At 62.0% G+C, this 13,546-nt stretch carries 13 protein-coding genes; 10 read left to right on the forward strand and 3 right to left on the reverse strand.

Going from position 1 to position 13,546, the window contains the following annotated elements:
- The 10 genes from EN742_RS08910 to EN742_RS08955 form a co-directional block, all read left to right on the forward strand.
- The coding region (locus EN742_RS08910) for a type VI secretion system-associated FHA domain protein (protein ID WP_348632855.1) at positions 1-314 on the forward strand (314 nt) is incomplete at its 5' end.
- Positions 315-317: 3 nt separating this feature from the next.
- Positions 318-770, forward strand: a complete 453-nt coding sequence (gene tssJ / locus EN742_RS08915; RefSeq protein WP_127407336.1) for a type VI secretion system lipoprotein TssJ — start codon at positions 318-320, stop codon at positions 768-770.
- 49 nt (positions 771-819) lie between these two features.
- Positions 820-2,154, forward strand: coding sequence for a type VI secretion system baseplate subunit TssK (gene tssK / locus EN742_RS08920; protein ID WP_127407337.1), 1,335 nt, complete (start codon positions 820-822; stop codon positions 2,152-2,154).
- A 4-nt stretch (positions 2,155-2,158) separates the two neighbouring features.
- The gene (tssL, locus tag EN742_RS08925; protein ID WP_126058942.1) at positions 2,159-3,490 is read left to right on the forward strand and encodes a type VI secretion system protein TssL, long form; all 1,332 of its coding nucleotides are present in this window, start codon (positions 2,159-2,161) and stop codon (positions 3,488-3,490) included.
- Position 3,491: 1 nt separating this feature from the next.
- Positions 3,492-7,028, forward strand: a complete 3,537-nt coding sequence (gene tssM / locus EN742_RS08930; protein ID WP_128332686.1) for a type VI secretion system membrane subunit TssM — start codon at positions 3,492-3,494, stop codon at positions 7,026-7,028.
- A complete protein-coding gene (gene tagF, locus EN742_RS08935) occupies positions 7,025-7,552 on the forward strand; it encodes a type VI secretion system-associated protein TagF (protein ID WP_127405564.1) in 528 nt (175 codons plus the stop codon). The genes tssM and tagF overlap by 4 nt, the downstream gene beginning before the upstream one ends.
- Complete coding sequence (locus EN742_RS08940; protein WP_127405563.1) at positions 7,552-8,658, forward strand: DUF2169 domain-containing protein; 1,107 nt, start codon at positions 7,552-7,554, stop codon at positions 8,656-8,658. Before tagF ends, EN742_RS08940 begins: the two co-directional genes overlap by 1 nt.
- Complete coding sequence (locus EN742_RS08945) at positions 8,655-9,677, forward strand: beta-ketoacyl synthase N-terminal-like domain-containing protein (protein ID WP_127405562.1); 1,023 nt, start codon at positions 8,655-8,657, stop codon at positions 9,675-9,677. The genes EN742_RS08940 and EN742_RS08945 overlap by 4 nt, the downstream gene beginning before the upstream one ends.
- Positions 9,678-10,703, forward strand: a complete 1,026-nt coding sequence (locus tag EN742_RS08950) for a DUF4150 domain-containing protein (RefSeq protein WP_127405561.1) — start codon at positions 9,678-9,680, stop codon at positions 10,701-10,703.
- 14 nt (positions 10,704-10,717) lie between these two features.
- Positions 10,718-11,584, forward strand: coding sequence for a hypothetical protein (locus EN742_RS08955; protein ID WP_127405560.1), 867 nt, complete (start codon positions 10,718-10,720; stop codon positions 11,582-11,584).
- A 1-nt stretch (position 11,585) separates the two neighbouring features.
- On the opposite strand, the gene EN742_RS08960 is transcribed toward EN742_RS08955, so the two are convergent.
- The 3 genes from EN742_RS08960 to tssI all read right to left on the reverse strand — a co-directional run.
- Positions 11,586-11,930 carry a hypothetical protein gene (locus EN742_RS08960; protein ID WP_127405559.1) on the reverse strand — a complete coding sequence of 115 codons (345 nt, stop codon included), beginning with the start codon at positions 11,928-11,930 and terminating at the stop codon, positions 11,586-11,588.
- Positions 11,930-12,355: a DUF6484 domain-containing protein gene (locus EN742_RS08965; protein ID WP_127405558.1), complete on the reverse strand. Its 426-nt coding sequence runs from the start codon at positions 12,353-12,355 to the stop codon at positions 11,930-11,932. Before EN742_RS08965 ends, EN742_RS08960 begins: the two co-directional genes overlap by 1 nt.
- A gap of 8 nt (positions 12,356-12,363) precedes the next feature.
- Positions 12,364-13,546: type VI secretion system tip protein TssI/VgrG (gene tssI, locus EN742_RS08970; RefSeq protein ID WP_128332687.1), on the reverse strand; the 1,183-nt coding region annotated here is incomplete at its 5' end.

Here is a 13,546-nt window from a genome sequence, read left to right on the forward strand (position 1 = left end):
GCGAACGCAGCCCCGGCTTTCTTGATGGCGAGGCGGCGATCTCGGACGCGGTCCGCGATCTCGCGCAACATCACGTGCGCGCCTGGCGCGGCGTGCAGGCAGCGCTTCGCCAGATGGTCGACCGCTTCGACCCGGCGGCGATCGAGGAAGAGCTGAAATCGAATTCCGCGATCGGCACGCTGCTTTCGGGTGGGCGCGGCGCCAAGCTGTGGGAGCTCTACCAGAAACGCCATCGTGAGATCGCCGAGAGCGCGGAAAAAACCTTCCTTGGCGAAGTCGGCGCAGATTTTAGGGATGCATATGAGGAGGAGTGAGACATGATCGATCGACGCGAATTCATCATTGCCCTCGGCGCGACGGGGCTGGTTTCGGCCTGCCAGAGCGGCCCGCCGAAACCATCTGTGATCACGGTCAATGTGAGCGGTGGAGCCGGCATGAACCCGGGGCCGGGCGGCGGCGACCGGCCGGTGACGGTCCTGGTGATGCGGCTGAGCAGCACCGGCAAGTTCAATTCGGCCGACTATTTCGCGCTGCAGGGCGATGCAGGGTCCGCGCTCGGGGCCGACCTCATCGGATCCGACACCATCTCCGTCGCGCCGGGAAAGACCGCGGCCAAGACCATCACGGTCGAACCAAACGCGACGGCGCTCGGTTTCGTCGCGCTGATCCGCGAACCTGGTGGGAGGAGCTGGCGAACGACCAAGTCGATCTCGCCTGGATCCAAATTCACCATCAACGTGACGCTCGGCGGCGGCGGTATCTCCGCCTAGCGGCGAGACAGGGCGAGACAGGAAGTGGCTCCGTGCAGAGAGTAACGGCATGAGCGATGCAAACAGGGTGCTATGGTCTGAGGGACTGTTTCTGCGGACCCAGCATTTCCAGCAGCAGGACCGGTTCCTCGAGGCAACGGTGCGCGGCGCCTTGCGGGCCGGGCAACTGCATACGTTCGGCTTCCAGCAGCTTACCCTGGATCAGTCGTTGCTCGACGCCGGCCAGATCGCCATCTTGTCGGCGCGGGGTATATTCCCCGATGGAACTCCCTTCTCCATTCCCGAGATGATGGATGCGCCGCGACCCTTGCCGGTCACGGCCGACACCGGCGCAGGGCCGGTGCTGATCGCGCTGCCGCTCGAACCTCCCGGAGGCGTCGGCTTCGATCCGGCGCACGCCGCATCCACCGGCGCGCGCTATCACGGGCGGATCGTGTCGGTCCGCGACGCGGTGCAAGGAGGTTCGGACCCCGAGGAAATCGAGATTGCCCGGCCGCAGGCGCTGTTGCTTGCGCCGGGCAAGTCGGTTGGCGGCTACACCGCCCTGCCCGTCGCCGATGTCAAAGGCGTGCGGGCCGATGGTGGCGTCTCGCTGGACGAGACGTTCCTGCCGCCGACATTGATCACGGGTGCGGTGGCCTGGTACCGGCAATTGCTTCTGGAAGTCGTCACCGGCCTCGACCAGATCGCCGAGGCGCATGGCAAGATGGTGATGGGCGGGCCCGGGCGCAGCGTGGAGGACCTCCTGATGCTGCACCTTGCCAACGCGGCGCGCCCGCGGCTGGCGCACATGCTGGCGCAGGACGTCTTTCACCCGGCCGAGCTCTACCTCGAGCTTGCCGGCCTCGCTGGCGAGATGGCGACCTACGGCTCCAGTTCGCGACGGCTGGGCGAATTGCCGGCCTATGACCACATGGCCCCTGGCCCCGCCTATACGGCGCTGGCCGATGCCTTGCGCTCGCTCATCCTGAGCCTGCGTTATATCGAGCCCAAGTCGCGCGCCCTGCCTGTCATGCGGCACTCGACCAATGTCTGGAAGATCCGCATCGACAACCCGAAGCTGCTGGTGGCGAGCCGCATCGTCATCCGGGTCGGGTCCGAGCTGTCGGAAGATGCGCTGCGCAAGATCTTCGTCAATCAGGCGACGGTCGGCGCGGCCGACCAGTTCGAAGGCCTGTGGAAGTCGCGCCTGCCCGGCATTCCGCTGAAGCCGCTGCATTCACAGCCGCGCGAAATCCCCTACGACGGCGACCGGCTGTGCCTCGAGCTTGACCAGAAGAGCGAGCACTGGGCCTCGCTGCTCGACGCCCCCGGCTTCGTCATCGGCGTTTCCGGTGTCTTGCCGAGCGAGCCGCAGGTCGACTGCTATTCGGTGAACAGGTGAGATCATGAGCCGGGATGATCCCTTCGGACTGTCGGAGGATCGTGAACGCACGCGCATCAGACTGACCGGCGCCCAGATGCCGCGGCCGATGGCGCCGATGCTGACGGGTGCGCCGGTCAAGCGCTCGCGCGCCCATCCCAATGCGCTCATCAACGCCTTCGCGCCGCTGCTCGAATTCGCGCCCGAGCTTGAAAGCGCGCTGGCGCCGGAGAACCCTGAAACATTGCGCACGCGCCTGCTCGAAGAGCTGGTTCGGGCGCGCGATGCCGCCATGACATCGGGATCGTCTCTGGAGCGCGCCGATCAGGCGGCCTGGGTGGTGGCGGCGCTGCTCGACGACCTCGCGCTGAACACGCCCTGGGGCGGCGCCAGCGCATGGCCCCGCCAGCCGCTGGTGGTCATGCTGCGCGGCGACGTCGATGCCGGCACCCAGTTCTTCACGCGTCTCGACGAACTGGAGCGCCACCCGAACCGGGATCGCGAATTGCTGGAGCTGCAGTACCAGTGCCTGGCGCTCGGCTTCCGCGGCAAATACAGGGTGCCCGGCCGCTCCGGCGACCGATCGCTCAATGCCGTTCGCGTGGCGGCGGCGCGCTTCCTGCGCGATGCCGACGCCGAGGGCGCCCCGCTGTCGCCACACTGGAAAGGCGTGATCGCCTCGGACGAACCGCAGCGCTTCATCGTGCCGATCTGGGTGATGGCGCTTGCCGCGGCGGTGATCGCCACCGTGGTCCATATCGGCCTCTCGATGGGACTGAGCAGCCAGGCGGTGGAACTCTCGGCGCTCGTCCGCGCGCTGCCGCCGCCTCAGCGCGCCGACATCGCGCGCGCCGCGCCAAAGGTCGACGCGCCGGAACCGCCTGCGCCGGAGCCGGTCGACTTCGCGCTGCTGCCGGAATTCAAGGCCGAAGCGCCGGACGACCTCAGGGGGGCGCTCAGCGGCACCGAGAGCGTGTCGCTCGCCAAGCTGGTCATCCAGTCCTCCAACCCCGAACTCTTCCAGTCGTCACGGCCAACGCTGACCCAAGGCTATGAGCCACTGGTCGAATCCATCGCCAAGGTCATCCTCGCCAACCAGGAACTCATCGGAAACATCACCGTCGTCGGCCACACCGACAACGTGCGCCTGCAAAGGTCCAACCCGCTTTCGAGCAACCAGCGGCTCTCGGAAGCGCGGGCCGAGACCATAGCCGACCTCCTCGTGCGGGCCGGCGTGCCGCAGGAGCGCATCCATTCCGAAGGGCGCGCGGAGACCGATCCGGTGGCCGACAACTCGACACGCGAGGGCCGGGCGCTCAACCGGCGCGTAGAGGTCCTGGTCGAGAAGAGGCTCTGAGATGTTCATCCTTCGCTTCCTCTGGGCCGTGCTCACCTCGCGCTTCCTTTGGACGCTGATCGGCATCGCGCTGCTTTCGCTGGTCATCTGGATTTTCGGCCCGATCGTCCAGGTTGGCCCCTATTCGCCGTTCGACTCCGACAATGTGCGCATCGCCATGATCGCTGGGCTGATCATCCTGTGGCTGATCTGGCTCATCGTCGCCCAGCGCCGCGCGATCCGCGCCAACCGCATGTTCGTTGCCGAGATCGCGGCGCCGGCGGCGGAGAAACAGCTTACCCCCGGCGAGGAGAACGTCGCCGCCGTCGGCGCAAAATTCGGCGAGGTGATGGCCGAGCTGAAGCGCCGCAAGCTCGGCGGGCGCAAGTTCCTGCGCGAGATGCCCTGGTACGTGATTGTCGGGCCGCCGGCCACCGGCAAGACCACCGCCTTGCGGCAGTCCGGGCTGAATTTCCCCATCGATCTCACCGACGACCTGCAGGGTGTTGGCGGCACCCGCAACTGCGACTGGTTCTTCTCCGAGAACGCGGTGCTGATCGACACCGCCGGCCGCTATGTCCAGCAGGAAAGCCAGCCTGACGTCGACGCGGCGGAATGGTTGGGCTTCCTCGACCTCTTGAAGAAGCATCGGGGCCGTCGGGCGCTGAACGGCGTGATCGTCGCGCTTTCTATCGATACGCTTTCGGAGGGCGACGAGGCCATCAAGGCGCACGGCCGCAAGATCCGCCGCCGGCTGGCCGAGCTCAACGACCGGCTCGAAATCCGCCTTCCGGTCTATCTGATGCTGACCAAGGCCGATCTGATCAAGGGTTTCGAGGCCTTCTTCGGCGGCCTGTCGACGGCATCGCGCGAACAGGTGTGGGGGACGACCTTCCCGCTCGATGCGCGCGTCGACGCCAAGACCGTCGAGCGCGAAATCACCACGCTGGCGACCGAACTCGAGCGACGCCTTGTGCCGCGCCTTGAGGATGAGGACAAACTCGCCGCGCGCGCCGAGATCTTCCGCTTCCCCGCCCAACTCGCAAGCCTTTCCGAGCCGATCCAGCTGCTGATCGAGGCGATGTTCGGCGAAAGCCGCTATGAAGAGGCTGCCTGGCTGCGTGGCCTCTATCTGACGTCGGCGACCCAGGAAGGCGCGCCGATCGACCGGCTGACGGCAGCCCTTTCCTCTTCCTTCGGGCTGCCTCCGCGCCGCGCCATGCCGGCGCCACGCGTCGAAAAGCGCAGCTTCTTCCTGAAGAACCTGCTTACCGAGGTGATTTTCAAGGAAGCTGGCCTCGGCACGTTCGACCCGCTGGCGCAACGTCGCCGCGCCTGGATCTGGCGTGGCGCGGCCACCGCGTGTGCGGTCGCAGCCTTGCTGGCCGCCGGACTGTTTACCTGGTCCTATTTCGACAACCGCAATGCAATCATCGCGCAGGCTGGTCAATTCGAGGCGCTTCAGGAGCCACTGACCGCCGTCACCGCCGCCCCGGCATCGGTGGAGCAGCCGGCCATCGACGGCGCATTGGCCGCGATGGACCAGGTCACGAATGCCCGCACCGCGCCGCCGGACGCGCCGCATGACCTGCTCGGACCCTCGGCCTCGGCGGAGCTGATGCGCGCGCAGGCCGATACCTACGACCACGCGCTGCGCAACGTGCTCGAGCCGCATATGGTCGCGCTGCTCGAGGCGACCATGTGGCGGCAGATCCGCGACCCTGACTTCATGCTGGGGGCGCTGAAGACCTACCGTATGATGACCGGCTTGTCGCAGATGGACACCGACTTCGCGCAGAACTGGTGGGTGAACAGCCTGCCGGAATTCGCGCCGGCGCCGCCCTTCCCGAGCCCGGACGCCGAAGAGCATCAACTGGCCGCGATCCGGCGTATGGCGGTCGATGACAACTACGTCGCTCCGGACAAGGAACTGGTCGCCGAGGCGCTGAAAACGGTGTGCACGATCTCGCTGCCGGCGCGCGCCTACAAGCAGTTGCTGGCCGATCCGGAAGTGGCCGCGGTGAAGGAATGGATCCCGGCCAATTTCGCCGGCCCCAACGGCGCCAAGGTGTTTGCCCGGCGCTCCGACAAGACGTTGCGCGTCGGCGTTCCGGGCGCCTTCAGCTATGCCGGCTTCCACGATGCCATTCTCGACCGGGTCGAGGACGTTGCCGCCCAGGCGGCGCTGGATCGGGCGGTGTTCGCCGGCGGCTGCTCGGAGAATTCCGAAACCTCGGTCTCGGCTTTGTCGGAAGACATACTGAAGCTCTACTATGACGACTATATCGCGCAATGGGACAGCTTCCTGCGCGACATGCGGCTCGCCCCGTTGAGCGACCTCAACGTCGCCAGCGAGAACCTCAAGGACCTTTCAAGCGCCGATTCCGCATTGAAGCGCCTGCTGACGGCGGTGGTTCAGGAGACGGACCTGACCCGGTCCGACGAGGCGCCGGCTGACGACAAGGCGGCCGCGAAGGGCGGCTCGAAACTGCTCGGCAAGCTTGGCAAGCTAGGCAAGGTCGTCAAGACCGGGGCAAAGCTGCTGCCGCGCGCGGGCTCCGCCGACGAGGTGGACCTCACCGGCAGCCTAGTGGCCGAACACTTCAAGCGGCTCAAGGGCGCGATCGCCGAAGTCGATGGCCAGCCGCCGGCGCTCGACGCGGCTGTAGTGGCCCTGACGGCGCTTTCCAATGTGCTGCAGACGGTCACCGCCAACCCCGATCCCCAGGATGCCATCAAGAAGCAGGGCGGCCTCGCCGAACTCACAGGCGCTGTCGCCAGGCAGGCGCAAATCCTGCCCGACCCAATCGACGACTGGCTCGGCGGCATCGCTGGCGATACTAGCGGCCTGACGCAGAAGGCTGTCACCAACGAGCTCAACGCCATCTGGCGCGCCGACATCCTGCCGTTCTGCCAGGCGGCGCTCAACGACCGCTATCCGTTCAGTCCCGAGAGCGCGGTCGACGTCAATGTCCGCGACTTCGCCCGCCTGTTCGGGCCGTCCGGCCTGATCGACGCCTTCATCAACGACCATCTGATCAGCTACGTCGACACCGCCAGCCAGCCATGGAAATGGCGCGCCGATTTCGGCCTCGATCCTGCGGCGCTGGCGGCGTTCGAACAGGCCAGGCATATCCGCGACGATCTCTTTCCCGGCGGGACGGGCCCGGTGATGAGCTTCACGCTGGAGCCCAAGGACCTGTCGCCCAACGTCACGCGCGTGACGCTCAATCTCGATGGCCAGAACCTCGTCTACTTCAACAATGCGACGCGACCGCAACCGATGACGTGGCCCGGCAAGGACGGCACCGGCGTGATCTCGCTCGCCTTCCAGCCGGTCGACGGCTCGCCCGAGATCATGCTCAACGAGACCGGCAGCTGGGCATGGCTGAGGATGCTGCGCGCCGGCCGCTTCACCGGCACCTCGCTGTCGGATGTCTACAGCCTGCGCCTGGGCACCAAGGGCATGTACGCCGATTTCGAGCTCAAGGCAGCAAGCGTCGAGAACCCCTACAACCTCGAAATGTTCAAGAAGTTCACATGTCCGCCGCAGATATGATCCTGCCGGGCTTCTACGGCAAAATTCCCGCCACCGGCGATTTCGTGTCGCGGCGGCTGACGGGAGATTTTGTGCGCGTCTGGGATCGCTGGCTGGCGCAGCATCTTGTTCCGCTGATTGGCCTGGAGTCTTGGCCGCGAGCCACCGCACTGCACTTCCTGGCCGGCCCGTCCTGCTTCGGCGCGTCGGCAGGCATTGTCGTGCAAAGCGCCGACAGGGTCGGCAGGCAATTCCCCTTGAGCATCGTCGCGCAGCTTTCCGAGGTCTCCTTCCAGTTGGCGCATGCGGAAGCCTGGTTTGCCGGCATCGAGGAGACGGCCATTGCCGCGCAGCAGGGCGGGTTGACGCCCGACGACCTGGATGCAGCCCTGACGGTGCTGCCGGTGCCGCCCGTCGAGCCCGGCGATGAGGTCGTTGGTGAACTGGTGATGTGGACGAACTATTCGGATTTTTTCGACATCGATCCGCAGTCGCCGCAACCGACGCTGGAACAGATCCTCGCCGCCACCTGGGAGACCAGCTGATGCAGATCTGGAACCAGATGGGCTATCCGCACGAGTTCACCATGGGCATGGATAAGGCCGGCCATGAGTGGATTGTCGTGGTGGTCAAAGGCACGTTCGATTTCCCAACGAAGCCTGGCGGACCGGTGCAAAAATCGGCAGAGCAGGTTCCGTTGGTCATGGCTGATACCCAGACCGGGGTGCCCGGCTTTTCGGCGACCCTGTGGGAGACGGACTTCGCCTTCCGCAAGCCGCGCTGCGATGTGGTTGCCAATGGCTGCGCCTATGCGCCGGGCGGTCGACCGGCCGAGCGCGTGCCGGTCGGCATCAAGGTCGGCAATTGGTCGAAACTGTTCGAGGTTGTCGGTCACCGCGAATGGCGTGCCATCGGCCCGGTGTTTACCGCCACGTCGCCGCAGCCCTTCCTGAAACTGCCCATCTCCTACGATGTCGCCTGGGGCGGGGTCGACAGGCTGGATCCCGAAGATACGCTGCCCGCCAGCTACAAATACAACCCTGTCGGCACCGGCTGGTCGCGCACCAGGAACCAGCGCCTCATCCCTGGTTTGCGGCTGCCCAACACACAGGCCGTCGGTGAGGAAATCCGCTCGCCCTTCGGCGACTACAAGCCAATGAGTTTCGGGCCGATGGGCCGCGGCTGGCCCGGCCGCATCGAGTATGGCGGCACTTACGATCAGAACTGGATCGACAATGTCTTTCCTTTCCTGCCGCAGGATTTCGACGAGCGCTATTACCAGATGGCGCCACCCGACCAGCAGATAGACCTGCCGAGAGGTGGCGAGGAGGTGCAACTCATCAATCTTACGCCGGAAGGACGCGTAAGTTTCCGCCTGCCAATAACGGCACTGCCGATAGCCCTGTTCAAGAGGCGCGAGAAAGCATTCGAAGGCAACATCCAACCCGACACAATTTTGTTTGATCCGGAAAACCGGCGCTTCTCGCTTGTTTGGAGGGTGTCGCAACGCATTCAGCGCACCATACTGGATTTTTCTGAATGCTGGGTCGGAACACCCACAAAAGCCATGTTACTCGCCCGTGCGATGGGCAAACGCTACATCCGTCGCTTCAAGGTCCCACTTCGCTTTGAGGAGGACGAACCTGCATGAGTGCCAGCCTGGATATCGAATCGATTGGGATGGTGACGGCAGTCGGCCTCGACGCACCGTCAAGTTGCGCGGCAATGCGGGCAAGGTTGGATGGGTTTCAGGAAACGCAGTTTATTGGCGCGAAGGCTACCGCCCTAATTGGGGCGCCAGTAACCCTTCCCCGAAACTGGATCGGCGCCAAGCGGTTGGCTCACATGGCGGCTGGTGCCATCAGCGAGGCAATCAACTCAGCGCCTCGACAAAGCCATCGGATGCCGGTGCTCCTTTGCCTCGCTGAAGACGATCGCGCAGGACGACCGTATGGCGAGGGATCCGCCTTGCTTCGAAAAATTGGCGAGATTGTCCAGATCGAACCGCATGACGGCTCCCGGATTATCGCGCATGGTCGCCCTGCCGGCCACGCGGCGCTCGAGCATGCTAGAAAGCTGCTCAGTTCGGGCCAGGCGTCCTCAGTCGTCGTTGCTGGGGTCGACAGTTACCTGACATCCGGGACGATTGCGCACTATCTGGATCGGGAGCGCTTGCTGACGGTCGACAATCCGAATGGTTTCTTGCCGGGTGAGGCTGCAGCTGCTGTCGTGTGCACGAAGCCAAAGACGGGCGGGTTCCGAGTATCCGGCATCGGCCTCGCAAGGGAACGAGCTGAGATCTACAACCGGGACGACCGGGCGCTGCGGGGCGACGGTATGACAGAGGCTTATCGCGCCGCGCTCAATGAAGCAGGCATTGAGATGAGGCTCCTTGGCTACCGTATCGCCGACCTTGTCGGCGAACAATATTGGTTCAAGCAGAATGCCTTGGCGAGCTTGCGCCTCTTGCGTGGACGCCATGAATTTCAGGACATCTGGTCCCCAGCGGAGTCGCTCGGCAATGTCGGTGCCGCCGTCGTTCCGCTCATGCTCGGAATGGCTTTTGAAGCAGCTCGCAAGGGCTATGCTGCCGGCAACCCGGTACTGATCGAGGCGTCTAACGACGCGGGAGCATGCGGCGCTGCGGTTCTTCTCGCGAGGGCTTCGTAGATGTCAAACGTCTTTGCCAACGGCCTGGAGATATCTGGCAAAGCGGTAGACGCGAAGACGATCGCCGATTTCCCGGACGTCTGCTTCACACCTCCCGAGAACCCAGCCACGCCTCCCGGCGTGCCAGTACCCTATCCCAGTTTCGGCATGGCAAGCGATACCGACAAGGGTACCAGTACGGTAAAGATCGGTGGGAAAACCGTAAATATCAAAAACAAATCATACTTGTCGAAAACCAGTGGCACCGAAGCAGGGGCCGCAGCAAAGAAAGGCGTCGTTACGTCGAAGAACACGGGCAAGGAGTATTTCAATTCCTGGTCCAATGACGTGAAATTTGACGGCGAACCCGTCATTCGGATGACGGATCTTGCTACGAACAATCACGCATCGCCGATTGGCAACGCGCCCCCATGGCCGCATCTGGCTCAGCTGAACGTTCCGGGCATAGACTGTGAATCGGTGCTGGCTGATCTCAATCTCCACAAACATTCCGACAAAAAGAAAGCCTGCGATCACTCTAAAACCGGCAAAGAATCAGAGCATATGCTCGGCAATGCCCTGATGCAAAACCAACGGGGCTCCAGAGCCCAAAGTATTCCTGGCTTCAACGGCAGCAACGGCTATAGCGCCAGCACGGCGCCTTGCCTCTGCATGGACGGTCCCAGCTCAGACAACTCGACCGAACACGGCAAGAAAACGAGAGACCAGGAGGCATTCAAAGAATCTCTCGCAATCAAGGACGCCAAAGGCAAGCCTACCGGCCGCTACCGCCAGCCCACGGCAAAGGAAGCTATCGATGCAGAACTCAAGTCGGTACGCGAAAATCACAATCAAATCAAGAATACAAAGCCAAAGAAGAAACAAGATGAAATAATGGAGTGCCTTGAAGCCGTAATATACGACAATCTCGAAAGGTGTTCCGATCCAAAGCAAACGAAGGAAGAAATAAAAAAGACTAAGCTTCGAGTGCCGGGCGAAGGCGATTATCCGGCTCCGACGACAACGGCGCCAGTAACTTCTATGTAGCGGAGAATTCTGAAATGGCCAGAGAAAAGTACGTTACAAAAGATGGATTTTCAATAGAGGTAGCGGAAGCCTTTACGTATAACTCTGAAGGACTATCATGCTTGGTAATACAATCGAACGAGGATAGAGACATACATCTGAGTGAGATAAAAAATTGCGATGATTTCACTCAAGGCGGACCCGAATTGGTTTTCGAATTTCGTGGCTGGATATACTCTATGCTACAAACGGACAATCAACACGTATATGTGGCACATTCTGGAAAAACTTTGCGATATGGGCCTCACGCGAACCCGCAAGTGGCGCTTAGCGTAGACGCGGATATTACAAAACTATGCGCATCCGCACGCGGTGTTTGGATAGTCGGTCTACGTGGATACGTCGCGCACTTCAACGGGACGACGCTGTCGGAATACCCGATCCCGAATGGGGCGCATGTGTATCTCGTTTCGGAGGCGCCGGATGGCAGCGTGTTCGCATGCGGTGACGGCGGCGGTCTATACCGGCTCAACTCCGGTCAATGGAACAAAATTGACCTGTCAATAGGTGCTGACATATTTCGGATAATTGCACAAGCCGCCGATCGAGTCTGGATGGTTGGATCAAACGGTCTATGTGCCCTGCTCGATGGCGCAGAATTACGGGTTTTCTCGCCGCCCGACGACCGCAACTATCGAGCAATAGCGGAATATAAAGGGCGGATGTTCGTCGGCGCCGGGCATCTAGGATTGGACGTCATAGACGAACTAAATGTCGTTAGTTTTAAAGAAAATGTATATAGCTACTACCTGTACTCCGACGACGAATATCTTGTATCCACAGGATTCAACCAAATCTGTAGATTTGACGGAAACCAATGGCTTGGCACCGAGTTCAGATAGTTTAAGACACTCCAATAATTGATCGGATGTAAGATCTAACCTTCGCGATATCGAGGTCTGAGATTTTGACGACTGCAGAGGTTGTCAGCATCCTAACCACAAACAGTTCGCCCGCCTCAGGAAACTCACGGTAGCGCTCGTCCGCGATTCTCTTGCCCACCTCACCCGCGACGCGTAGCCCGTCGAGATGCGCCTCCAAGCGTTCAATCAGACGAACGAGACGCTCGGCATCCATGTCCGGGTTTTCATCGGGATTGAGCAGGTGCCAGTCGTAGATCGTCCAAAGAAAGGCAGCCATTTCCGCGTGCTGACGTACGATGTTTTCGAGGACCGGTGGTTTCGGCATCAATTCAGATTCACCGACCCGCCCCGGATGCGGTTGGCGGCGCTGGCGTGGCTTACCAGATGTGTGCCCCGAATTGTCAGGTGGCCGTCCTTTTCCATGATGATGACCGACCTTCCGCATCTGAGTTCTAACCGTTCGCTGGCGCTGATCTTTACCGTCTCGCCATCGCGAACTACGTCATTGTCGGCTTGCTTCTTCGTCGGATCGACGATGCGTCCGACGATCAACGGCTTGAGCGGATCGCCATTTTCGAACAGCAGCGCCACTTCCGAACCGATCATGTCTGACGACAGTTCAGTCAGGCTGCGCGCCGACAACGCAACTTCCTCAGGATTGCCCGGAAACACCACAAGCGGCGCGTCCTCGCCATAACCTAGAAAAAGACCTATCACGACGCCGTCGATACGGCCCAGCACCTCAGACATCGCCCACCTCAGTTCTCATTGATCTTGGATCCTTTCATCGTGATATCACTGGATGCCTTGACGTTGATCTTGCCGGAACCTTTGATGGTGATGTTTTTCCCTTCAATCGTGATTGTGCCATCCTTCTTCATGGCAATCGCGGCCGACCCGGTCTTGATAATGATGGAATCGCCGGCGTCGATAATCAAATCCTTGCTGACCTTGATCGCCCCGTCCTCGCCGATTTCCAAGAGGCTGCTCTTGGCTACCTTGACCGAATGCGCACCACCAATTTCCGTCGTGTCATCCTTGGCAATCTTGGCGGAGCGCCCAGCCCCGATATCCGTCCCCTGATCCTTCGCGATCTTGATTGTCTGGCCGGCGCCGATCTGGACGCTTTGCGCCGCCGCTATTTTCCAGCTGTCGCTTGCACCGATGTCATGGCTCTGCCCTGCCCCCACGGTCATGCTGCGCGACGCGCCGATCGTGTTCGTCTGCACCGCGCCGACGCTTCGCGTCTCCGCGGCCCCCACCGTATCGACACGCGCCGCGCCAACCGTGATCGTCTGCACGATGCCCACCGTCTGCGAATGGTTGGCGTCGATATTCTCCGTCGAGTTCGAAACGACGTGGATCGTCTCATTCGCCATCACCGTCAGCGATCGGTCCTTGCCCACCGTCTCGGTGTCGTTGCTGCCGATGTTCGTAGTCTGGTCGACGCCGACCTTGACCGTCTTGTTGTTGCCGATGTCCTCGTCGAGGTTGTGGCCGACGGAGTGCTTGGCGTCGTGGTCAATGCGATCGGACTGGTCGTGCTGGACCAGCTTCGTGCGATCGTGCTTGATCAGAAGGTTGTGATCCTTCTGCGCCTGGAAATTGACCAGCTCGGAACCGGCCTTGTCCTCGAACATCAACTCGTTGTAGCCGCCGCCGCCCTTGGACGAGTTCGATTTCCAGCCTGATTGCGTCGCATTGCCCGGCAGCCCATAGGGCGGCATCTGCGAGGCGTTGTAGACCCGGCCGGTGATGATCGGCAGGTCCGGGTCGCCGTCGAGAAAATCGACGATGACCTCCTGGCCGATGCGCGGGATCTGGATGAAGCCCCAGCCGCTGCCGGCCCAGGTCTGCGAGACTCGCACGAAACACGAGCTGTTTTCGTTCTTCTTGCCCAGGCGGTCCCAGTGGAACTGCACCTTCACCCTTGCATATTTG

It is taken from the genome of Mesorhizobium sp. M4A.F.Ca.ET.020.02.1.1 (genome assembly GCF_004022645.1).
Classification (GTDB): Bacteria; Pseudomonadota; Alphaproteobacteria; order Rhizobiales; family Rhizobiaceae; genus Mesorhizobium.